Origin of the sequence: Pseudomonas sp. MWU15-20650, assembly GCF_023242475.1 — a bacterium.
GTDB lineage: Bacteria > Pseudomonadota > Gammaproteobacteria > Pseudomonadales > Pseudomonadaceae > Aquipseudomonas.
Genome location: NZ_JALJFG010000019.1, coordinates 31671 through 52878, shown reverse-complemented (window position 1 = coordinate 52878; position 21208 = coordinate 31671). Strand labels below are relative to the sequence as shown.

At 60.6% G+C, this 21208-nt stretch carries 18 protein-coding genes and 2 tRNA genes; 6 read left to right on the top strand and 14 right to left on the bottom strand.

Translation table 11 applies throughout. The annotated features are described in order from the left end of the window. Positions 1–55 precede the first annotated feature (55 nt). From M5B43_RS15910 to M5B43_RS15895, 4 genes are all read left to right on the top strand, one after another. Positions 56–142 (top strand) — tRNA-Leu (locus tag M5B43_RS15910). A 177-nt stretch (positions 143–319) separates the two neighbouring features. After that, positions 320–406: transfer RNA gene (locus tag M5B43_RS15905), tRNA-Leu, on the top strand. A 144-nt stretch (positions 407–550) separates the two neighbouring features. Further along, positions 551–1576: an extracellular solute-binding protein gene (locus M5B43_RS15900; RefSeq protein ID WP_248750991.1), complete on the top strand. Its 1026-nt coding sequence runs from the start codon at positions 551–553 to the stop codon at positions 1574–1576. Next, the gene (locus tag M5B43_RS15895) at positions 1576–3129 is read left to right on the top strand and encodes an iron ABC transporter permease (RefSeq protein ID WP_248750990.1); all 1554 of its coding nucleotides are present in this window, start codon (positions 1576–1578) and stop codon (positions 3127–3129) included. The genes M5B43_RS15900 and M5B43_RS15895 overlap by 1 nt, the downstream gene beginning before the upstream one ends. 74 nt (positions 3130–3203) lie before the next feature. Here the strand turns inward: M5B43_RS15895 and M5B43_RS15890 are convergent, their stop codons facing one another. From M5B43_RS15890 to M5B43_RS15835, 12 genes are all read right to left on the bottom strand, one after another. Further along, positions 3204–5138: a methyl-accepting chemotaxis protein gene (locus tag M5B43_RS15890; protein WP_248750989.1), complete on the bottom strand. Its 1935-nt coding sequence runs from the start codon at positions 5136–5138 to the stop codon at positions 3204–3206. 139 nt (positions 5139–5277) lie between these two features. Next, complete coding sequence (locus M5B43_RS15885; RefSeq protein WP_248750988.1) at positions 5278–6567, bottom strand: adenylosuccinate synthase; 1290 nt, start codon at positions 6565–6567, stop codon at positions 5278–5280. Between the two features lie 54 nt (positions 6568–6621). Further along, positions 6622–7809 carry an ATP phosphoribosyltransferase regulatory subunit gene (locus M5B43_RS15880; RefSeq protein ID WP_248750987.1) on the bottom strand — a complete coding sequence of 396 codons (1188 nt, stop codon included), beginning with the start codon at positions 7807–7809 and terminating at the stop codon, positions 6622–6624. Between the two features lie 293 nt (positions 7810–8102). Continuing rightward, the gene (gene hflC / locus M5B43_RS15875; RefSeq protein WP_017138460.1) at positions 8103–8969 is read right to left on the bottom strand and encodes a protease modulator HflC; all 867 of its coding nucleotides are present in this window, start codon (positions 8967–8969) and stop codon (positions 8103–8105) included. Next, positions 8969–10144: an FtsH protease activity modulator HflK gene (gene hflK, locus M5B43_RS15870; RefSeq protein ID WP_248750986.1), complete on the bottom strand. Its 1176-nt coding sequence runs from the start codon at positions 10142–10144 to the stop codon at positions 8969–8971. Before hflK ends, hflC begins: the two co-directional genes overlap by 1 nt. Before the next feature lie 96 nt (positions 10145–10240). Then, positions 10241–11542, bottom strand: a complete 1302-nt coding sequence (gene hflX / locus M5B43_RS15865) for a ribosome rescue GTPase HflX (RefSeq protein ID WP_248750985.1) — start codon at positions 11540–11542, stop codon at positions 10241–10243. A 12-nt stretch (positions 11543–11554) separates the two neighbouring features. Beyond that, complete coding sequence (gene hfq, locus M5B43_RS15860; RefSeq protein ID WP_248750984.1) at positions 11555–11815, bottom strand: RNA chaperone Hfq; 261 nt, start codon at positions 11813–11815, stop codon at positions 11555–11557. A gap of 94 nt (positions 11816–11909) precedes the next feature. After that, positions 11910–12881, bottom strand: a complete 972-nt coding sequence (gene miaA / locus M5B43_RS15855; protein ID WP_248750983.1) for a tRNA (adenosine(37)-N6)-dimethylallyltransferase MiaA — start codon at positions 12879–12881, stop codon at positions 11910–11912. Beyond that, positions 12881–14797, bottom strand: a complete 1917-nt coding sequence (mutL, locus tag M5B43_RS15850) for a DNA mismatch repair endonuclease MutL (protein ID WP_248750982.1) — start codon at positions 14795–14797, stop codon at positions 12881–12883. Before mutL ends, miaA begins: the two co-directional genes overlap by 1 nt. Further along, a complete protein-coding gene (locus tag M5B43_RS15845) occupies positions 14797–16218 on the bottom strand; it encodes an N-acetylmuramoyl-L-alanine amidase (protein WP_248750981.1) in 1422 nt (473 codons plus the stop codon). Before M5B43_RS15845 ends, mutL begins: the two co-directional genes overlap by 1 nt. Before the next feature lie 15 nt (positions 16219–16233). Continuing rightward, positions 16234–16704, bottom strand: a complete 471-nt coding sequence (gene tsaE / locus M5B43_RS15840; protein ID WP_248750980.1) for a tRNA (adenosine(37)-N6)-threonylcarbamoyltransferase complex ATPase subunit type 1 TsaE — start codon at positions 16702–16704, stop codon at positions 16234–16236. Next, positions 16692–17552, bottom strand: coding sequence for an NAD(P)H-hydrate dehydratase (locus tag M5B43_RS15835; protein WP_248750979.1), 861 nt, complete (start codon positions 17550–17552; stop codon positions 16692–16694). The genes tsaE and M5B43_RS15835 overlap by 13 nt, the downstream gene beginning before the upstream one ends. Positions 17553–17615: 63 nt before the next feature. Between M5B43_RS15835 and queG the strand changes: the two genes are divergently transcribed. Then, positions 17616–18698: a tRNA epoxyqueuosine(34) reductase QueG gene (gene queG, locus M5B43_RS15830; RefSeq protein ID WP_248750978.1), complete on the top strand. Its 1083-nt coding sequence runs from the start codon at positions 17616–17618 to the stop codon at positions 18696–18698. On the opposite strand, the gene M5B43_RS15825 is transcribed toward queG, so the two are convergent. Together M5B43_RS15825 and orn are read right to left on the bottom strand one after the other, a co-directional pair. Next, on the bottom strand, positions 18677–19294 hold the full coding sequence (locus M5B43_RS15825) for a trimeric intracellular cation channel family protein (protein WP_248751028.1): 618 nt from the start codon (positions 19292–19294) through the stop codon (positions 18677–18679). The genes queG and M5B43_RS15825 overlap by 22 nt on opposite strands. A gap of 186 nt (positions 19295–19480) precedes the next feature. Beyond that, positions 19481–20023, bottom strand: a complete 543-nt coding sequence (gene orn, locus M5B43_RS15820) for an oligoribonuclease (protein WP_010213620.1) — start codon at positions 20021–20023, stop codon at positions 19481–19483. A 108-nt stretch (positions 20024–20131) separates the two neighbouring features. Between orn and rsgA the strand changes: the two genes are divergently transcribed. Beyond that, on the top strand, positions 20132–21163 hold the full coding sequence (gene rsgA / locus M5B43_RS15815; protein WP_033898469.1) for a small ribosomal subunit biogenesis GTPase RsgA: 1032 nt from the start codon (positions 20132–20134) through the stop codon (positions 21161–21163). The last annotated feature ends 45 nt before the right edge of the window (positions 21164–21208 follow it).

The following is a 21208-nucleotide window of genomic DNA, read 5'->3' as shown; positions in this document are numbered from 1 at the left end:
TCAAAAACTGCTCCGTATAGTGCGCGCCATCGACGACGGCAACGTTGTTGATGCTGCCCAGGTGGTGAAATTGGTAGACACGCCAGCTTCAGGTGCTGGTGATCGCAAGGTCGTGGAAGTTCGAGTCTTCTCCTGGGCACCAATTTCAAACTCAAGGTTAAACCTTGAGTCTCCAAAAACCCGCGAAAGCGGGTTTTTGCGTTATAGGCCTTTGATTTTTAACGAAAAACTTGATTTATATTTTCGAATCAGGGGTTTACAGATCAAAAAGGCCACCGTATAGTTCGCCCCATCAACAGCGGCAACGTTGCTTGATAATGCCCAGGTGGTGAAATTGGTAGACACGCCAGCTTCAGGTGCTGGTGATCGCAAGGTCGTGGAAGTTCGAGTCTTCTCCTGGGCACCAAATTCAGATCAAACCCGCGAAAGCGGGTTTTTTCGTTTCCGGGGTTTGAAAACTTCCCCCACTATTTCCCCCTCGTGCGCATTTGAGAAGCTTTATCGTTTATCCTTGCAATGATTTGTTGCACTCAAGCGAGGAAAAACCCGGATGATGATCCGCGATATCCGTCTCAAGACATCCCTTCTGCGTGGCCTGACCCTCACACTGCTCGGCCTGACACTGCTCTCGCCCGCCGCCCATTGCGCCGACAAGGTCTCCCTGACCTTGTACAACGGCCAACACAAAGAAGTCGGCGATGAACTCGCCAAAGCCTTCGAAGCCAAGACCGGCATCCATGTCAATGTGCGCAAAGGCAGCAGCAACCAGCTGGCCAGCCAGGTCGTCGAAGAAGGCGACCGCTCGCCTGCCGATGTGATCTACACCGAAGAATCCCCCCCTCTGAACAAACTCGGCGAGCAAGGCTTGCTGTCCAAGATCGACGCCAGCACCCTCGATGTATTACCTAAAGAGTACGTCGGCAGCAACGGCGACTGGATGGGCGTGACCGCACGCACCCGCGTCGTGGCCTTCAACCCTAAACTGATTGCCGAAAAAGACTTGCCCAAATCGGTGCTGGATTTCGCAGGTCCCGAGTGGCAAGGCAAGGTCGGTTTCGTCCCCACCAGCGGTGCGTTCCAGGAACAAGCCGTGGCGATCATCAAGCTGCACGGCCGCGAAGCCGCGGAAGAATGGCTGACCGGCTTGCGCGCCTTCGGCAAGGTGTACAGCAACAACATGGTCGCCCTCAAGGCCGTGGAAAACGGCGAAGTGGCCACCGTGCTGGTGAATAACTACTACTGGTTTGCCCTGAAAAAGGAAAAGACCCACCTGGATTCTCAACTGCACTACTTCACCGATGGTGATGTTGGTGGCCTGATTACCGTATCGTCCGCCGCCGCCCTGAAGTCCAGCAAGCACCCCAAAGAAGCCCAGCAGTTGCTCGCGTTCATGGCCAGCGAAGAAGGCCAGCGCGTGATCACCAACACCTCCGCCGAATACCCGCTGCGCAAGGGCATGGCATCCAGTCGTGGCCTCAAGCCTTTCAGCGAGCTGCAACCGCCGAAAGTCACCCCGGCAGACCTGGGCAATGCCGAAGAGGCCCTGGAACTGGAACGTGACGTTGGCTTGAACTGATGAACCCATCGCTATCCGCCGCAGCGTTCAGCCCCCGACACAAACGCCCTTCGATTTGGCTGTTGCTACCGGTGCTGTTGCTGGTCGGCCTGAGCCTGCTGCCGCTGGCGTATGTCGGGCTCAAGGCCTGGCAGGCGGGCTGGGCAGAGGCGGTGCATCTGTTGTGGCGACCGTACGTCTTTGGCTTGCTGCGCAACACCCTCGCACTGATGGTCGGCGTGACCGTGACCTGTGGCGTGATCGGCCTGTCCCTGGCCTGGCTGCTGGAGCGCAGCAACCTGCCAGGGCGCCGCGCCTGGGGCGTGATCCTGTGCCTGCCGTTTGCCGTGCCGGCGTTTGTCAGCAGTTTTACCTGGGTGTCGCTGAGCGCCAACTTCGAAGGGCTCGGCGGCGCAATCCTGGTGATGAGCCTGTCCAAATACCCGCTGGTGTTTCTGCCGGTGGCGGCAACCCTGCGCAATCTTGACCCGTCCCTGGAAGAGTCGGCCCGCACCCTGGGACTGAATCGCTGGGACGTATTTTTGCGTATCACCCTGCCATTGCTGTGGCCCTCGTTATTGGCCGGCGCACTGCTGATCGCCTTGCACATGCTGGTGGAGTTCGGCGCACTGTCGATCATCGGCCTGCAGACCTTTACCACGGCCATCTACCAGCAATTCGAACTGGAATTCAGCAATGCCAATGCCGCGATGCTCTCGGCGGTGTTGCTGGTGATGTGCCTGACGCTGCTGTGGCTGGAACTGCGAGTGCGCGGCAAAGGTCGGCACGTGCGCATCGGCCAGGGCGCGGCGCGGCATGCCGAACAGGTCCGACTGGGCAAGTGGGCGCCATTGGGCCAGGTGTATTGCCTGGCGCTGGCAATCATTGGCAGTGGTATTCCGCTGGGGATGCTCGGTTATTGGCTGGCGGTCGGCTCTTCCGCTGCGTTTCCACTGGCAGAAATTGGCGAGGCATTGCTGTCGTCGCTCGCCCTGTCGCTGGGTGGTGCGGCGTTGTGCCTGGTACTGGCAGTGCCCGTCGGCTTGCTGGTGGTGCGCTACAAAGGCCCATTGGCTCTCTGGGCAGAACGCCTGCCCTACTTGCTGCATGCCCTGCCCGGCCTGGTGATCGCGCTGACACTGGTGTATTTCGCCCTGCATTACGTGCCGGCGCTGTACCAGACCTCGGCGCTGCTGCTGATCGCTTACGCACTGCTGTTTTTGCCGCTGGCCCAGGCACCGATTCGCACGGCACTGAACAAGGCGGCACCACAACTGGAAGAGGCGGCGCGCACGCTGGGTGCGTCATCGTTCAGTGCGTTTTGCCGGGTGACGTTGCCGATCATCTTCCCTGCGCTGGGGGCGGCGTTTGCACTGGTGTTCCTGGATGCGATGAAGGAGTTGACGGCGACGTTGCTGCTGAGTCCCACCGGGTTGAATACCTTGGCAACGGCCGTGTGGGCACACACGTCGAATGTAGAGTTTGCAGCGGCGGCACCTTATGCGGCGTTGTTGATTCTGGTGTCGGGGTTGCCAGTGTATTTGCTGACGACGCGGATGTATCTGAGTCGCTGAAACCACTATCGGGGGCAAGCCCCCTCCACATTTTGAGTGTATTTCAACCTGCGGGAAGGGCCTTACAGGCAACACTAAGCCCTGAACTGCCCCAGGCTCGCCTTTAACTGCGCCGCCAACCCATCCAGCACCTTGCCACTGGCCGTGGTCTCTACCACGGCCTGGGCCGCGCGCTCGGCCTGGGCATGGATCACCTCGACCCGCCCCCGCACCGCGTGGGCGCCCTTGGCCTGATGCTCGGCCGCTCGTGTCGCCAGGCCAATCGCCGCATGCACCTGCTCCACTGAAGCCTGCACCGTTTGCTGCAAGCGCACGCTGTCACGCAGTACCAGTAATCCCTCATTGGCCTGGCGCCCGGCCTTGCCGATGGTTTCCACCGCCTCACGCGCGCCTTGCTGCAAGGCCACGATGTGCGCCTGGATATCGCCAGTGGAGCTTTGGGTCTTGCTGGCCAACGCACGCACCTCGTCCGCCACCACTGCAAAGCCACGCCCGGTCTCACCGGCACGCGCCGCCTCAATGGCCGCGTTCAGCGCCAGCAGGTTGGTTTGTTCGGCAATACCGTGGATCACCGTCAGCACCACCTCAATCTGTTCACTTTGCTGGGCCAGGCGCTCGATAACCTGGGAACCAGCCTGCACCTGCCCCGCCAGCGCCTCGATCAAACTGCCGACTTCGGCGGAAGTCCGTGAGTTCTCATCCGTGGCCTGGCGAATACCCACCACCTGCTGCAGCGCCGCTTGCATGGCGTGGCTTTCGGCTTGAGCCTCGTCAGCCATTTGCGAGAGTGCGCGCAAACTCTCCGCCACCTCATCGCGTTGCAAGCCAGCCGCCGCATCAGCGCCGGCATTGCGCAGGGTCATGGCGCCGATTTCCACTCCCGTGCGCTGGGCCACATCGCCCGCCTCGCGCACGATCGGTTGCAACTTATCCACAAAGCGATTGACCGCCGAGGCCATGTCGCCGATTTCATCCTGACTGTTGATCTGCACGCGCTTGGTGAGGTCGCCCTCACCCGCTGCCAAGTCTTCCATGGCCGCAATCAACAGCTTCAGGCGATTGACCACGCGGCGCCCCAACACCACAGCAATCAGCAACAATACGCCCAAGCCGACCACCGCGAGCCCCATGCCGATGCGCCAGCGCAGGGTCCCGGCAGCTTCCTGTACGGCGCTGGTGGTATTGGCGGTCATCTGGGTCGCCGTGGCTTGCGCCGACTGCAGACGCGCGCCCATGGCGGCTGCGCTGTCTGCGGCGGCGCCCTTGAGGCTGTCGCCGACCAATTGATCGCCACTGGCGATCAGCGCCGCAAAACGCTTATCCAGCGCAGCCAGGTCAGCCTCTACCCCTGCGGTCGAAACCCCCATGCGAACTTTGCCGATCTCTACGCCGTTGGGACTGATGGACGCCTCGACATAGAACACGGAGGGATCATTTTTCGCCGCGTCCAACACCTTATCCAGAGCACGGTCTCCCTTGCCCTTTTCCAACAGCGCCTGGTTGATCGGGTTTTCCCGGTTCAGATAGCGGGTCAAATGCTCGCCCGCCGCGTCGTCGTAGACCACGAACAACACATTGGGATTACGCTGGGCACGCCGGGCAAACTCCGACAACGTCGGAACATCGCTGTCCCACATGGCGCGCGGCGCCACCGACGCCAGCAGTTGAGCCATGTCATTGGCGGAGTCTTGCAGGTCCTTTTCCAAGGTCGCGCGCAGTTGCTTTTGCTCTTCCTGCAATCGTGCAGAAAGCCCCGCCGTCAGACGCTGGCGGGTATTGGTGGACAAGCTTTCCAGGCTGGAAGTGACTTCCTTCCCCGCCTGGGCCAACTCGCCAGACAGCTTTTGACTGTCGATCCCCAGGCGGCTACCCAAATCAGCCTCCAGCGCCGTGACGGTGCTCCGCGTGAGAGCGACAGCCACCAGCACCTGCACCAAAAGAGCGATACCAAGGGTAACGAACACCGGTCGCAATAGACGGCTTTGTAACAATGAGAGAACGGCAGACATCGGGAATCCCTCCACCACGGGTGCCATTAATTTGATAGCACCGCGAAAGAAAGAAACACAGCAAGGGCCGTGCCGCTTAGCAGACAGAAACGACAAAGGGCTCCCGAAGGAGCCCTTTGCTTTTCACATCAACAGCTTATTACGCGAACGGGTGACGCAGAACGATGGTCTCGTTGCGGTCTGGGCCCGTCGAAATAATGTCGATCGGTGCTCCGATCAGCTCTTCAACGCGCTTGATGTAAGCCCGGGCGTTGGCTGGCAGCTCTTCCAGGGTTTTGGCACCCACGGTCGACTCGCTCCAACCCGGCACTTCTTCGTACACAGGCTGCAGGCCAACGTAGCTGTCAGCATCAGTTGGAGCAACGTCCTTACCTTCTGCGTCCTTGTAGCCAACACAGATGTTGATGGTCTCCAGGCCGTCGAGTACATCCAGCTTGGTCAGGCAGATACCCGAGATGCTGTTCACATCGATAGCGCGACGCAGGATAACGGCATCGAACCAGCCGCAACGACGGGCACGGCCGGTAGTGGCGCCGAACTCGTGACCTTGTTTGGCCAGGTGCGCCCCCACTTCGTCGAACAGCTCAGTCGGGAAGGGACCCGAGCCAACGCGGGTGGTGTAGGCCTTGGTGATGCCCAGGATGTAATCCAGGAACATCGGGCCAACGCCCGAACCGGTGGCAACGCCGCCAGCGGTGGTATTGGAGCTGGTCACGTACGGGTAGGTACCGTGGTCGATGTCCAGCAACGAACCCTGGGCACCTTCGAACATGATGTCTTTGCCGGCGCGACGCAGGTCGTGCAGCTCGGCAGTCACGTCCAGCATCAGCGGCTTGAGCAGCTCAGCGTATGCCTTGCACTCGGCCAAGGTCTGTTCAAAGTCGATGGCAGGCTCTTTGTAGTAACCCACCAGCATGAAGTTGTGGTATTCCACCAATTCACGCAGCTTGTCTTCGAAACGCGGCATGTTGAGCAGGTCGCCAACACGCAGGCCACGACGTGCAACCTTGTCTTCGTAGGCTGGGCCGATGCCGCGACCGGTGGTACCGATCTTCAGCTCGCCACGGGCCTTTTCACGGGCCTGGTCCAACGCAACGTGGAAGGACAGGATCAGCGGGCAGGACGGGCTGATACGCAGGCGCTCGCGCACCGGTACGCCCTTCTCTTCCAACTTGGTGATCTCGCGCAGCAGGGCGTCAGGTGCAACCACCACGCCGTTGCCGATCAGGCACTGCACGCCTTCGCGCAATACGCCCGACGGGATCAGGTGCAAGACGGTTTTTTCGCCATCGATGACCAGGGTGTGGCCAGCGTTGTGGCCACCTTGGTAGCGCACTACGGCGGCAGCATGTTCGGTCAGCAGATCGACGATCTTGCCTTTGCCCTCATCACCCCATTGGGTGCCCAGGACTACGACATTCTTACCCATAACACTTGTCCTCATTCGCGCAAACTTGGTGCCGGCGATGGCCGGCAGGAAAACTCAAGAAGCCAGTGGCGATACTTGCCAAAGCCCGTTCTGCAGAATCAATTGCCGGTCGCAGTCCGCTTCACGGGCGGCGGCCAATGGCTGCCCAGGCAAAGCCTGGACGACACGCTGACCCTCACTGCGCAACTGGCAAACTTGCTGCCAGAGAGCGGCGTCCGTACTGTCAGGCATCCAGATGCCACCAGACGGCAGCTCGACCTCAGCACGCCCCAGGGTCACCAGGGTTTTCAAATCGGTGGAAAAGCCAGTCGCCGGACGCGCACGACCGAAGTCAGCGCCGATATCGTCATAACGACCGCCTTGGGCGATGGCCTGGCCAACACCCGGGACAAACACCGCGAACACCACCCCAGTGTGGTAGTGGTAGCCGCGCAACTCACCCAGATCAAAATACAGCGGCAGTTCCGGGAACCGCGCCGACAAGCGTTCAGCAATCGCCAGCACATCATCCAGCGCCGCCAATACTGGCGCCGGCGCATTGGCCAGGCGCTCACGCGCCGCAACCAGCACTTCACGGCCACCGCACAGCCCCACCAGTGCACGTAACATGCCGGCCAGTTCAGCAGGCACGCCTTCGGTAAGGGCGATCACTTCGTCGATCGCCTTGCGCTGCAGGGCATCGAACAACTGTTGCTCCACTTCACCGGACAACCCGGCCGCACGAGCCAGGCCGCGGTAGATACCGACATGACCCAGGTCCATGTGAACATCCGGCACATCGGCCAGTTGCAACATGGCCAGCATCAAGCTGATGACTTCAACATCACTGCTCGGGCTGGCATCGCCGTACAACTCGGCACCCAACTGAATCGGGCTACGGGAAGACGACAAGGCGCGCGGCTGGGCGTGCAGCACGCTACCGGCGTAGCACAGGCGACTTGGGCCTTCGCGACGCAGGGTGTGCGCATCGATACGCGCCACTTGCGGCGTGATATCGGCACGGAAGCCCATTTGCCGGCCCGATTGCGGGTCGATGACCTTGAAGGTGCGCAGATCCAGGTCCTGGCCCGCGCCGGTCAGCAGGGATTCCAGGTACTCGATATGGGGGGTCACGACAAACTCGTAACCCCAGCTCTGGAACAGATCCAACACCTGGCGACGCGCTACTTCAATGCGCGCAGCCTCTGGTGGCAGTACTTCTTCGATGCCATCTGGCAGCAGCCAGCGGTCTACCGTTGCCATTACGCCATTCCCCTATGATCCGGGCGGCCAGCCCTCGGCCGAGCCTTGAGTGAAGCAGAAAATACCCGCGCCTTGCATAAACCACGCGCAAGAGCGACGTGACGAACGGCCTGCCAGCGGCCTCGTCGGGCACTTTCCTCGAAAAACCTGTCACGCCTGCCGAATCAAACATGCAGACGCAAAAAAGCCGGGAATTTCCCGGCTGCCGCATCATACACCCGTTTTCTGAAAGGATCACCCCGCCAGGCATTTTAGCCGCCCGACGGAGTGGGTCCTACAGAATCACCGGCTGGTTACTTGGACTTTTCCAGGTAGCGGAAGAAGTCGCTGCTTGGGTCCAGCACCATGACGTCGGTTTTGTTCGCGAAGCTTTCACGGTAGGCGCGCAGGCTACGGTAGAACGCGTAGAACTCCTGGTCCTGGCCGTAAGCCTTGGCATAGATCGCCGCCGCTTGGGCATCGCCATCACCGCGGGCCTCTTCAGACTCACGATAGGCTTCTGCCAACAGCACACGGCGCTGACGGTCGGCATCCGCACGGATACCTTCAGCCAGTTCGTTACCCTTGGCGCGGTGCTCACGGGCTTCACGCTCACGCTCGGTGCTCATGCGCTCGAACACGCTGCGGTTCACTTCCTTCGGCAGGTCAATGGCCTTGACCCGGACATCGACCACTTCGATCCCCAGCTCTTTTTCCGCCATTGTGTTCAGCGAACGGGTGATATCCGCCATCAGCGCATCACGTTCACCGGATACCACCTCGTGCAGGGTACGTTTACCAAACTGGTCACGCAGGCCCGATTCCAGACGGCGCGACAAACGCTCGTCGGCAATCTGCTTGAGGCCAGAGGTCGCCGTGTAGAAACGCTCGGCATCCTTGACGCGCCATTTGGCGTAGGCGTCAACCATGACAGCTTTCTTTTCCAGGGTCAGGAAGCGCTGTGTTGGTGCATCCAGGGTCATCAGGCGGCCGTCGAACTTGCGCACCTGGTTGACGTAGGGGACCTTCACATGCAGGCCCGGCTGGACATCCGCCTGGACCACACGACCGAATTGCAGCAACACCGCGCGCTCGGTCTGAGACACGATGTAGAAGCAGTTCCAGGCAGCGATGACCACGACGACGCCCACAATCAGGGCGGTCAGCGATTTATTGCTCATCAACGACTCTCCCTGGTACGTGTTTGCTGTTGCAGCAAGTCAGCGGCCGCACGGGCACTCGCTTCGTTGGCAGCGGCATTGGAACCGGTGGACGGTGCGCTGGTGCTGCTACGACCACCTTCGATCATCTTGTCCAGCGGCAGGTACAGCAGGTTGTTCTGCCCACCCTTGCTGCCGGTCACGAGAACCTTGCTGGTGTTGCTGAAGACTTCCTGCATGGTGTCCAGGTACAGACGCTCACGCGTGACTTCCGGAGCCTTGCGGTACTCGGCGACCAGCTTGGTGAAACGATCCGCCTCACCTTTGGCACGCGAGACCACTTCGTCGCGGTAACCATTGGCATCCTCGAGAATGCGCTGGGCCTGACCACGCGCTTCCGGCACGACACCGTTGGCATAGGTTTCAGCCTGGTTGCGCGAACGCTGCTCGTCTTCACGGGCACGGATCACGTCGTCAAAGGCTTCCTGCACTTCACGTGGTGCAGCTGCGCTCTGTACGTTCACCTGAGTAACGGTGATACCGGTACGATACGTATCGAGGAACCGTTGCAGGCGCTCCTTGATTTCGCTGGCCATCAATTCACGCCCTTCGGTCAGCACCTGGTCCATGGCGGTGGAACCCACCACATGGCGCAAGGCGCTTTCGGTTGCGTGTTGCAGGCTGATTTCCGGCTGGTCGACGTTCAGCACGAAGTCCTGCAGGTTGCTGATCTTGTACTGCACGGTCAGCGGCACTTCGACGATGTTCTCGTCTTCGGTCAGCATCTGGCCCTGCTTGGTGTAGGCACGCTCACGCGTGACGTTCTCCATGTACTTCTTGTCGATCGGCGGGAAATAGATGTTCAGGCCCGGGCCTACAGTCTCGTAGTACTTGCCGAAGCGCAGCACCACGGCTTGCTCCTGCTCGTCCACTACGTAAACCGCGCTGTACAGCCACGCAGCCGCGAGCACGACAAGTCCCAGGCCCAGCAGGCCATAGCCACCGCCCTTGCTTGTGCGACCGCTGTCGTCACCACCTCGTTTTTTTCCACCACCGAACAACCCATTCAGGCTTTCCTGCAGCTTTCGGAAGGCCTCGTCGAGATCTGGTGGCCCCTTGCGGTCGCCATTATTGCGGCGTTTACCACCCCAAGGATCCTGATTATTCGAGTTGCCACCCGGCTCATTCCAAGCCATAGCGCTCTCCATCTGATAAAGCAAAGACGCACCCACGGCGCGCCGACCAATGCTACAGAATGCCTGCTACTGCGGCACAACCGCTTTAGGAGGCTTTTATTGCAAAGTGTGTTGTTCGATGAACTCTGCCGGTACAACGCCCTCGCGGCTGACCAGCCGATTGAGCTCCGAGCGTGGCAATCGAACGGCCAGCAAGCTGACACCTTCTTCGTCGTGTTCTTCTTTCTGTACCGCACCCAGTTCGAAAAACTGTGCACGCAGTCGAGCAAAACGCTGAGGCAAGCGCAAGGTACCAATAAACAAATCACTACCCAGCAGCTCGGCGATCGCCTGCTCAAGCAATTCAAGGCCAGTGCCATCACGCGCCGACAGCCAGACCCGTTGGGGCTTGCCGTCTTCATCGCGCTGGATTTGAGGCTCAACACCCTCAAGCAAATCGAGTTTGTTATAGACCTCAAGGATCGGCAAGTCCTGTGCACCAATCTCGCCCAGCACCACCATTACCTGTTCAATCTGCAACATGCGATCCGGTTCAGCCGCATCGATCACGTGCAACAACAGGTCGGAATTGCTCGACTCTTCGAGCGTAGACCGAAACGCCTCGACCAGCTTGTGGGGCAAGTGACGAATGAAACCCACGGTGTCGGCGAGAACAATCGGCCCCAGGTCGTCCAGCTCCAGACGGCGCAAGGTCGGATCGAGCGTGGCGAACAGTTGATCGGCCGCGTACACGTCCGATTTCGTCACGTTATTGAACAGTGTGGACTTGCCGGCGTTGGTATAGCCCACCAGCGAAACGGTCGGGATATCCGCACGCATGCGGCCCCGTCGCGATTGTTCGCGCTGGCTGCGTACTTTTTCCAGGCGGCCCTTGATCTGTCGCAGGCGAACCCGCAGCAAGCGGCGGTCTGTTTCCAACTGGGTTTCACCCGGACCGCGCATGCCGATACCGCCACCCTGGCGCTCAAGGTGAGTCCAGCCACGAACCAGCCGGGTACTCATGTGGTCAAGCTGGGCCAGTTCGACCTGGAGCTTGCCTTCATGGGTGCGGGCACGTTGGGCGAAAATATCGAGAATCAAGCCGGTACGGTCGATTACGCGACACTCGAATACACGTTCGAGGTTACGTTCCTGACTGGGCGTGAGGACGTGGTTGAAGATCACCAGATCGGCTTCTTCGGCATGGACCAGGTCGCGTAGTTCCTCGACCTTGCCGCTGCCAATCAGGAATTTGGCGGTTGGCCGATGACGCGGCACGTTAAAAAACGCAACGGTCTCGGCGCCGGCCGAATTTGCCAACTCCTGAAACTCCTGCGGATCTTCGCGCGCCTCAGGGTCCTGTCCATCCAAGTGAACGAGGATCACTCGCTCACCACCACCGTGGCGCTCAAAGAACAAAGGAGACTCCTATCAGGCGTTACCTGGCTCAGCGTCACCCTGCTCATCACCGGTTGCGCTAGGCAGACGGATTGGACGAACTGGAACGACTGTCGAGATAGCGTGCTTGTAAACCATCTGGCTGACGGTGTTTTTCAGCAGGATAACGAACTGGTCGAACGACTCGATCGTGCCTTGCAGCTTGATACCGTTGACCAGGTAGATGGAAACCCCCACTTTCTCTTTACGTAAAGTATTCAAGTAAGGGTCTTGTAGCGAATGCCCTTTTGACATGTGCCGCACTCCTTTAAGGATCAATAATAAAAAATCGGAAAATAAATAGCTTATGACCGTCACACCCCCAAGGATAGACGGCAATTGCAAGGACTCAGCTCAATATGGAGACCGTGCCCAAGTATTTCAAGGCGCGTGACAGATTGTCGCTGTCCAGGCTGTCCAACCAGTGCAAATCGCTCCAGCTGCGCAGCCAGGTGAACTGGCGCTTCGCCAATTGGCGCGTGGCAATGATGCCGCGCTCCTGCATCTCAGCTGACGTCAGCTTGCCATCCAGATGATCCCAGACTTGGCGGTAGCCCACAGCGCGTATCGAAGGTAGCCCTGTATGCAGGTCACCTCTTGAACGCAGTGCTACGACCTCCTCTACAAACCCCTGTTCCAACATAATTGTGAATCTTTGTGCAATTCGGTCATGCAGCACCTGGCGATTTGCCGGAGCGATGGCCAGATTCGCCACAGTATAGGGCAATTGTGACTGTCCAGATGCGCCTGCAACAGCACTTTGCGCAGTTTGTTTCAGCCTGTGTTCAGTCATGGTCTGGCCACTCACACGCCAGACTTCCAGCGCACGCGTGAGCCGCTGGGGGTCATTGGGGTGAATACGCGCCGCCGACACCGGATCGACCGCCGCCAACTGGTCGTGCAGGGCTTGCCAGCCAAGGCGTGCCGCCTCCTCTTCAAGCTCGGCGCGTACTTGGGCGTCAGCGGGCGGCATATCAGCCAACCCTTCCTGCAACGCCTTGTAGTAGAGCATCGTGCCGCCCACCAGCAACGGGATATTGCCCCGCGCGGTGATCTCAGCCATGGCGGCCAGCGCATCGGTGCGAAAATCCGCCGCCGAATAGCTCTCGGACGGGTCGATGATGTCGATCAAGCGGTGCGGATACTGCGCCAAAAGTGCTTTGGAAGGCTTGGCCGTGCCGATGTCCATGTCCCGGTAAACCAGGGCAGAATCGACGCTGATCAACTCGCACGGCAGCACCTTGGTCAGCTCGATCGCCAGGTCGGTCTTGCCGGCGGCCGTGGGGCCCATCAGGAAGATTGCGGGGGGCAAGGCACTCATCAACGGCCGCGCAAGAAGAGTTTGTCCAGATCGTCCAGGCCCATCTGGGTCCAGGTCGGTCGGCCATGGTTGCACTGGCCGCTGCGCTCGGTGTTTTCCATGTCGCGCAGCAAACCGTTCATTTCCGGCAAGGCCAGCCGGCGGTTGGCGCGGATGGCGCCGTGACAGGCCATGGTACCGAGCAGCTCATTGATGTGCGCCTGGATGCGGTCGCTGGTGCCGTATTCCATCAAGTCAGCCAGCACATCGGCAACCAGCCGGTTGGCTTCAGCTTGCTTGAGCAACGCGGGAATCTGACGGATCGCCAGGGTTTCCGGGCCCAGGCGCTGCAACTCGAAACCCAGTTTCTGGAACACGCCGTGGTGCTCTTCGGCACAGTCAGCTTCTCGCTGGCTGACCGCCAGGGATTCGGGCACCAGCAACGGCTGGCCACTGAGCCCTTCGCTGGCCATGGCGATCTTCAGGCGTTCGTACATGATCCGCTCGTGGGCGGCGTGCATGTCTACCAGTACCAGGCCATGGGCGTTTTCCGCCAGGATGTAGATACCCTTGAGTTGCGCCAGCGCATAGCCCAGTGGCGGGATATCACCGCCGCCCTCCGGCAACGCGACAGCAGCCCCTGGCTCAGCACCCGGCAGCGGCGCGAAAAACTCACGGTAAGCCGCCTGGGCCTCGGCCACCGGTACTGCCGACTGTGGACGCGGGGTGTATTGATACTGATAACCCGAACCCGCACCCGAATTTGGCGCCGTGTAGGCTGGCTGCGACTGTGGCGATTGCAGCAGGTTGGCCGCCAGGCTCATTTCACCTTGCGGGCCAAATTCACCGGCTTGCGGCCCGCTCGGCCGCACCACCGCCGTGACTATCGGCGCGGACAGTTGATCATCCGGGCGCACATCACCCAAGGCACGGTGCAAGGTGCCATAGAGGAAGTCATGCACCATGCGCCCATCGCGAAAGCGCACTTCGTGCTTGGTCGGGTGTACGTTGACGTCGACCACGGAAGGGTCAACCTCAAAAAACAGTACAAACGTCGGATGCCGGCCGTTGAACAACACGTCGCGATACGCCTGGCGCACCGCATGGGCCACCAGCTTGTCGCGTACCGCCCGACCGTTCACAAAGAAATACTGCAAGTCGGCCTGGCTGCGGGAGAAGGTCGGTAAACCGACCCAACCCCACAGGCGCAATCCGTTGCGCTCGATCTCAATCGGCAGCGCCTGCTCCAGGAAGCCCGCGCCGCACACCGCCGCCACCCGCCGGGCGCGTGCGGCATCGTCATTGGCCTCGTGCAGGCTGAGGATGGTCTTGCCGTTGTGACGCAGGTGGAACGCCACATCGAAGCGCGCCAGCGCCAGGCGCTTGATGACTTCTTGCAGGTGGTCGAATTCGGTTTTTTCGGCCTTGAGGAACTTGCGGCGCGCCGGGGTATTGAAGAACAGGTCACGCACTTCCACCGAGGTGCCCACCGGATGCGCAGCCGGCTGGACCCGGGGCGCCATGTCACGCCCTTCGGTTTCCACTTGCCAGGCCTGCTCGGCACTGCGAGTACGGGAGGTCAGGGTCAGGCGGGCCACGGAACTGATGGACGCCAGGGCCTCACCGCGAAAACCCAGGCTCATCACCCGCTCCAGGTCTTCGAGGTCACGGATCTTGCTGGTGGCGTGACGGGCCAAGGCCAGCGGCAAGTCATCGGCAGAGATGCCGCTGCCATCGTCACGTACCCGCAGCAGCTTGACGCCGCCCTGCTCCACATCGACATCAATGCGCTTGGCGCCGGAGTCGATACTGTTTTCCAGCAGTTCCTTGATCACCGATGCCGGGCGCTCAACCACCTCACCCGCCGCAATCTGGTTGGCGAGGCGCGGGCTGAGCAGCTCGATGCGCGAGCCGCTATTGAGGATTGATTCACTCATTACTGCGCCGCCAATTCAGTGCCGGGAATGGTCAACACCTGACCGACTTTCAACTCATCGGTCTGCAGGTTATTGGCACTGCGCAATGTCGCCGCCGACACCTGGAATCGCACCGCCAGCATGGCCAGGGTATCGCCGGGCTGTACGCGATGGTCACGTGGGCCCTGGGCAATTTTCCCGGAGTCGCGCAACCAGGCGATATAGGTGCCCGGCGGCGGGTTCTGCTGGAAGAACTGGCGAATACCGGCACTGATGGAGCGCGCCAGTGCCTGCTGGTGGCTGGCGCTGGCCAGTTTCGACGCTTCGTTGGAGTTGGAGATAAACCCGGTTTCCACCAGGATCGACGGGATATCCGGCGATTTCAGCACCATGAACCCGGCTTGCTCCACCCGCTGTTTATGCAGCGACGTGACCCGGCCGATATTGCTCAGGACTTTCTGGCCGACGTTCAAGCTGGAAGTCAGCGAGGCGGTCATCGACAGGTCGAGCAATACGCCAGCGAGCATTTTGTCCTTGTCATCGAGGGACACGTTGCCGGCCCCGCCGATCAAGTCGGAACGGTTTTCACTGTCGGCCAACCAACGCGCGGTCTCGGAGGTTGCACCACGGTCCGACAGGGCAAACACCGACGCACCGAACGCCGCAGCCGAAGGGGCCGCGTCGGCGTGGATGGACACGAACAGGTCCGCGCCCTTCTTACGGGCGATTTCGGTACGGCCGCGCAACGGAATGAAGTAGTCGCCGGTACGGGTCAGTTCGGCGCGATAGCCTTTCATGCCGTTGACCTGGCGCTGCAGTTCACGGGCAATGGCCAGTACTACGTCTTTCTCATGCTGGCCGCGCGAGCCGGAAGCGCCCGGGTCTTCACCGCCGTGGCCGGCGTCGATCACCACAATAATGTCGCGCTTGCCTGCCGGTGCTGGCGGCGGCGGTGGCAACTTGACCTGGGGTTGCGATGGGTTGACCGGCACCGCCGGCACCGTCGCCACACTAGGCGTCGGCGCAGGCGGTGGGGCAGCATCGGCGGCGTTGTCGAACAGGTCGACCACCAGCCGGTTACCGTATTGAGCGTTGGGCGCCAGGGAGAAACTTTTTGGGGTCACCGCCTTTTTAAGGTCGATGACCACCCGCAGGTCGGTCGGCGTACGTTGGGCCGAGCGCATGGCGGTAATCGGAGTGTTCGCAGTAGAGACTTTCAGCGGCGCGGCCAGGGTCGCACCGTTGATGTCGATCACCAGGCGATCGGGCGCCGTCAGGGTAAAGACGCTGTGCTGGACCGGTCCAGACAGGTCGAACACCAGTCGCGTGTTATCCGGTGCCCGCCACAGGCGAACACTTTTCACCTGCGAAGCAGCCAGAGCATTGACAGTCATTGCCGCAAGCAATACCCCTACGACAGCAACCAACGCGCGAAAGCGCATACCTAACCCCACCAATTATTTGAATTCCAATGCCAGAGCGGCGCACCACGACTCACCGCGCGCCCCCTGGGGCAACAACTTCAGCTGACGTCCGTGATCATGCGGCGTAATGGTAATGGTCAGGTCCGGCTTTGGCAAAAAGCCTGTGCCTTTATCTGGCCACTCGATCAGGCACAGCACGTCTTCGTCAAAGTAATCACGGATGCCCATGTACTCCAATTCTTCAGGGTCTACCAGGCGATAGAGGTCGAAATGGAAGGCGCGCACCTTATCGATTTCGTAGGGTTCGACCAGGGTAAACGTAGGGCTTTTCACCGCGCCCGTGTGGCCCAACCCCCGAATAATCCCCCGCGACAGTGTGGTCTTGCCCGCGCCCAGGTCCCCTTCGAGAAAAATCAGCCCCGCGCCAGCCGTGACCTGGGCAATGCAATGCCCGAACTCGACCATGGCGTTTTCATCGGCCAGGAAAAGGGTTACTTCAGACACGGCGACTGCTCCTCCAACAATTGACGAATGGCAGGTATCAGGTCACTGGCAGCCAAGCCGCGACCAAAACTACCTTGGCGGTCCCCCGCCGTGGCATGTAACCACACGGCCAGGCAACTGGCTTCATAAGCAGGCATGCCTTGGGCCAGCAATGCGCCGACCAAGCCAGCCAAGACATCACCGAGCCCCGCCGCCGCCATGGCCGGATGGCCTTGATCACACCGGGAAATACGACCGTCCGGGCTGGCAATCAGGCTGCCCGCCCCCTTGAGAATAGCCACTGCATTGAATTTCTGGCTCAAGGCACGCGCCACCTTAAGGCGGTCGGCCTGAACCTCGGCTGTCGTAATCCCCAGCAAGCGCGCGGCCTCGCCTGGATGTGGGGTAACCACACTACCGAGCGCAAGGCTGACGCTGCCCGTGGCCAACTGATTCAAGGCATCGGCGTCCCAGACCTGCGGTGTCCGAGCGTTCGCCGCCACAGAGAGCAAGCTTTTACCCCACGACGCAGCGCCCAGGCCCGGGCCAATGACGATGACTGATATTTTTTCCAGCAACCCCATCAGTTGGTTGGCCGAACTGACGCCCACCGTCATCACTTCCGGTAGCCGAGCGAGCGCGGCCGACACATGCTCAGGGCGCGTCGCCAGGGAAACCATGCCGGCACCGCTGCGCAGGGCACTTTCAGCGCTCAGCAATGCCGCGCCGCCAAAGCCACGGTCGCCGCCGATCACCAGCAGGTGGCCGAACTGGCCTTTATGGGCGTCCGCTGAACGCACAGCCAGTTGCGGCAAATGGCCGGGCAACAGGGGCTGAACGTCGGTTATTTCGTGTTTTGTCTGCGGCATGCGTCTTCAAGCTCCGATGTCTGGCAGAATTATACCCATCTAACCTGTGGTTTCCCCTGTCTCATGCCTGCTATCACCTCCGATCTGCCCGCACTCGCCCAATCGATCAAAGACTGGGGCCGTGAACTGGGCTTTCAACAAGTCGGCATCAGCGGCCTGGACCTGGCCGAGCATGAACAGCACCTGCAACGCTGGCTCGACGCGGGCTACCACGGCGAGATGGAGTACATGGGCGCCCATGGCAGCAAGCGCTCTCACCCCGAAGAGCTGGTGCCGGGTACTTTGCGCGTGGTGTCGCTGCGCATGGATTACCTGCCCGGCGATACCCAAATGGCGCAACTGCTGGGCAAGCCGGAAAAGGCCTATATCTCGCGCTATGCCCTGGGCCGCGACTACCACAAGCTGATTCGCAAACGCGTGCAGCAATTGGCTGATCGCATTCAGGCACAGATCGGGCCGTTCGGCTTTCGCGCCTTTGTCGACAGCGCGCCGGTGCTGGAAAAAGCCATCGCCGAACAAGCCGGGTTGGGCTGGATCGGCAAAAATACCCTGGTGCTCAATCGCAAGGCCGGCAGTTATTTCTTCTTGAGTGAACTGTTTGTCGATTTGCCGCTGCCGGTAGACCCCCCGCACACCACCGAGCACTGTGGCCGCTGCACGGCCTGCCTGGATATCTGCCCCACCAATGCCTTCGTGGGCCCCTATGTACTGGATGCGCGACGCTGCATTTCCTACCTCACCATTGAACTCAAGAGCGCAATCCCCGAAGACCTGCGCCCCCTGATCGGCAATCGCGTGTTCGGCTGCGATGACTGTCAGATCGTTTGCCCGTGGAATCGTTTCGCCCGCCCCACTACCGAGGGTGATTTCAAGCCACGGCACAACCTGGACAACGCCGAGCTGGCAACGCTGTTTATGTGGGATGAGGAGACATTCCTCAGCAGCACTGAAGGCTCCCCCCTACGTCGTGCCGGTTATGAACGCTGGCTGCGCAACCTGGCCGTGGGCCTGGGCAATGCACCCTCGAGTATTCCTGTGCTGGAAGCCTTGAAGGCCCGGCGCGACTACCCGTCAGAGCTGGTACGCGAACATGTGGAGTGGGCGCTCAAGCAGCACGACGAGCGTCAATGCACATCGTCGTTATAGACGAACTTGGGCATTTCCCAGTGAAAACGGATCGCCAGCAAGCGCAATAGAAAGCCGCTGAACAGCGTGAGCAGAATCGCCTGCTCGCTGGGCAGCTCCAAGTAAAGGCACAGCATGTAGAACCAGGCAGCGAGGAACGACACGCTGGCGTACAGCTCACGCCGGAAGATCAGCGGGATGTCGTTACAGAAAATATCCCGCAGGATGCCGCCGAAAACGCCGGTGATCACGCCGCTGACCGACGCCACCAGCATGCCATGGCCCATTTCAAGGGCGGTCATGCAACCAATCAGGGTGAAAGCCACCAACCCCACCGCATCCAGCGCCAAGAAGAGTGAGCGTAGGCGGCGCATCAGCGGTGCGATAAAAATCGTCACCAGCGCGGCGACGGAGGTCAGCACCAGGTATTCCGGGTGTTTGACCCAGGTCAGCGGGTAATGCCCCAACAGCACATCGCGCACCGAGCCACCACCCAACGCGGTGACGCAGGCGATCAGCACCACACCAAACCAATCCATGCCGCGCCGCCCGGCGGACAAGGCACCGGTCATGGCTTCGGCGGTGATGGCAATGAGGTAGAGCATCAACAGCATGATGGCGTTCCTGACAAATATGTGGCGAGCGGGTTTGCCCCGCGTTGGGCTGCACAGCAGCCCCAAACCCGACAATGATATCTTCTTGAGGGAATGCGTTGGCAGTATCAGGGATTAGGACCGCTTCGCAGCCCAACGCGGGGCAAGCCCGCTCGCCACAGGAAGACTGCGTGCTACAGGGGCACCCGCTCAAGCCTTGATGAAGTGCTTGCGATAATGCTGCAACTCGGCAATCGACTCGCGAATATCATCCAGTGCCAGGTGTGTGCTGCCTTTATGGAAGCTGTCCTTCACTTCCGGCGCCCAACGCGCGGCCAGCTCTTTCAGGGTGGATACGTCGAGGTTGCGATAGTGGAAGTAGCTTTCCAGTGCCTTCATGTGGGTATAAAGGAAGCGGCGGTCCTGGCAGATGCTATTGCCACAGATTGGCGACTTGCCCTTCGGCACCCATTTCTCCAGGAAGGCGATGGTTTCGGCTTCGGCTTCGGCCATGCTGATACGGCTGTCGCGCACGCGCTGGGTCAGCCCGGAGTTGCCGTGGGTGCGGGTGTTCCACTCATCCATGGTGGCCAATACTGCGTCGCTGTGGTGGATGGCGATCACCGGACCTTCGGCCAAGGTGTTGAGGTTGCTGTCGGTGACAATGGTCGCCATCTCGATGATGACGTCGGTGTCGGGGTTCAGACCGGTCATTTCCAGATCGATCCAAATCAGGTTCTGTGGGTTTTGCATGGCTTGATTCTCTTGGCACCTTGGCGTAGCTGCGCAGTTTAGCAGGCGGGGGCGTGCTAGACTCGCGACCGTTTTACCTAACCTTTGCATTATCGACACGGAACACCAATGGCCAAACGCCAGCTCAATCGCCGCCAAAACTGGCGCATCGAAAAGATTCAGGGTGAACGCGCCGCACGCGCCGCCAAACGCGAATCCTCCGCCGTGGAAGCACTCGAGGGCGGCGACCTGGGCCCCGAACAAACGGGCCTGGTGATCGCGCACTTTGGGGTGCAGGTCGAAGTCGAGGCGCTGGAAGGCGAACTCGCAGGCCAGGTGTTCCGTTGCCACTTGCGCGCCAACCTGCCTGCGCTGGTGACCGGCGACCAAGTCGTGTGGCGAGCCGGCAACCAGGGCATCGGCGTCATCGTCGCCCAGTTGCCGCGCACCACCGAACTGCGCCGCCCCGACAGCCGCGGTCAACTCAAGCCAGTGGCGGCCAACGTCGACATGATCGTCATCGTGTTCGCCCCGTTGCCCGAACCCCATGCCAACCTGATCGATCGCTACCTGGTGGCCGCCGAGCATGCCGGGATTCGCCCGTTGTTGCTGCTCAACAAATTCGACCTGATCGACGAGCAAAACGCCCCGGCGCTCAATGCGTTGCTGGCGGTCTACCGTACCCTGGGCTACCCGGTGCTGGAAGTCTCGGCCCATCACGGCAATGGCATGGAACAGCTGCAACAGCAGCTGGACGGTCGTATCAGCGTGTTTGTCGGCCAGTCCGGTGTCGGCAAGTCGTCGCTAGTCAACAGCCTGCTGCCGGAAGTCGAAACCCGCGTCGGCCCGCTGTCGGAACTCTCCGGCCAGGGCACGCACACCACTACCACTGCGCGGTTGTTCCACTTCCCGGGTGGCGGTGAGCTGATCGACTCCCCAGGTATCCGTGAGTTCGGCCTCGGCCATGTCAGCCGCAGCGACGTGGAAGCAGGCTTCATCGAATTCAACGACCTGATCGGCACCTGCCGCTTCCGCGACTGCAAGCACGACCGCGAACCGGGCTGTGCCTTGCTCAAGGCGCTGGAAGATGGCCGCGTGCAGCAGCAGCGCATGAACAGCTATCGGTCGATTATTGCGAGCTTGCCTGAGAGCAGTTACTGACTTGATGCAAGGTTGCTCCTATCGAGCAGATATAAAAAGGCCGCG

Excerpts from the sequence above, each read along its gene's own strand:
- orn (WP_010213620.1), bottom strand. The coding sequence starts at position 20,023 with ATGCAAAACCCACAGAACCTGATTTGGATCGATCTGGAAATGACCGGT.
- M5B43_RS15845 (WP_248750981.1), bottom strand. The coding sequence starts at position 16,218 with ATGCGCTTTCGCGCGTTGGTTGCTGTCGTAGGGGTATTGCTTGCGGCA.
- M5B43_RS15835 (WP_248750979.1), bottom strand. The coding sequence starts at position 17,552 with ATGCCGCAGACAAAACACGAAATAACCGACGTTCAGCCCCTGTTGCCC.
- M5B43_RS15895 (WP_248750990.1), top strand. The coding sequence starts at position 1,576 with ATGAACCCATCGCTATCCGCCGCAGCGTTCAGCCCCCGACACAAACGC.
- M5B43_RS15890 (WP_248750989.1), bottom strand. The coding sequence starts at position 5,138 with ATGTCTGCCGTTCTCTCATTGTTACAAAGCCGTCTATTGCGACCGGTG.
- M5B43_RS15900 (WP_248750991.1), top strand. The coding sequence starts at position 551 with ATGATGATCCGCGATATCCGTCTCAAGACATCCCTTCTGCGTGGCCTG.
- hflC (WP_017138460.1), bottom strand. The coding sequence starts at position 8,969 with ATGAGCAATAAATCGCTGACCGCCCTGATTGTGGGCGTCGTCGTGGTC.
- rsgA (WP_033898469.1), top strand. The coding sequence starts at position 20,132 with ATGGCCAAACGCCAGCTCAATCGCCGCCAAAACTGGCGCATCGAAAAG.
- mutL (WP_248750982.1), bottom strand. The coding sequence starts at position 14,797 with ATGAGTGAATCAATCCTCAATAGCGGCTCGCGCATCGAGCTGCTCAGC.
- M5B43_RS15885 (WP_248750988.1), bottom strand. The coding sequence starts at position 6,567 with ATGGGTAAGAATGTCGTAGTCCTGGGCACCCAATGGGGTGATGAGGGC.
- queG (WP_248750978.1), top strand. The coding sequence starts at position 17,616 with ATGCCTGCTATCACCTCCGATCTGCCCGCACTCGCCCAATCGATCAAA.
- hflK (WP_248750986.1), bottom strand. The coding sequence starts at position 10,144 with ATGGCTTGGAATGAGCCGGGTGGCAACTCGAATAATCAGGATCCTTGG.
- M5B43_RS15880 (WP_248750987.1), bottom strand. The coding sequence starts at position 7,809 with ATGGCAACGGTAGACCGCTGGCTGCTGCCAGATGGCATCGAAGAAGTA.
- hfq (WP_248750984.1), bottom strand. The coding sequence starts at position 11,815 with ATGTCAAAAGGGCATTCGCTACAAGACCCTTACTTGAATACTTTACGT.
- miaA (WP_248750983.1), bottom strand. The coding sequence starts at position 12,881 with ATGAGTGCCTTGCCCCCCGCAATCTTCCTGATGGGCCCCACGGCCGCC.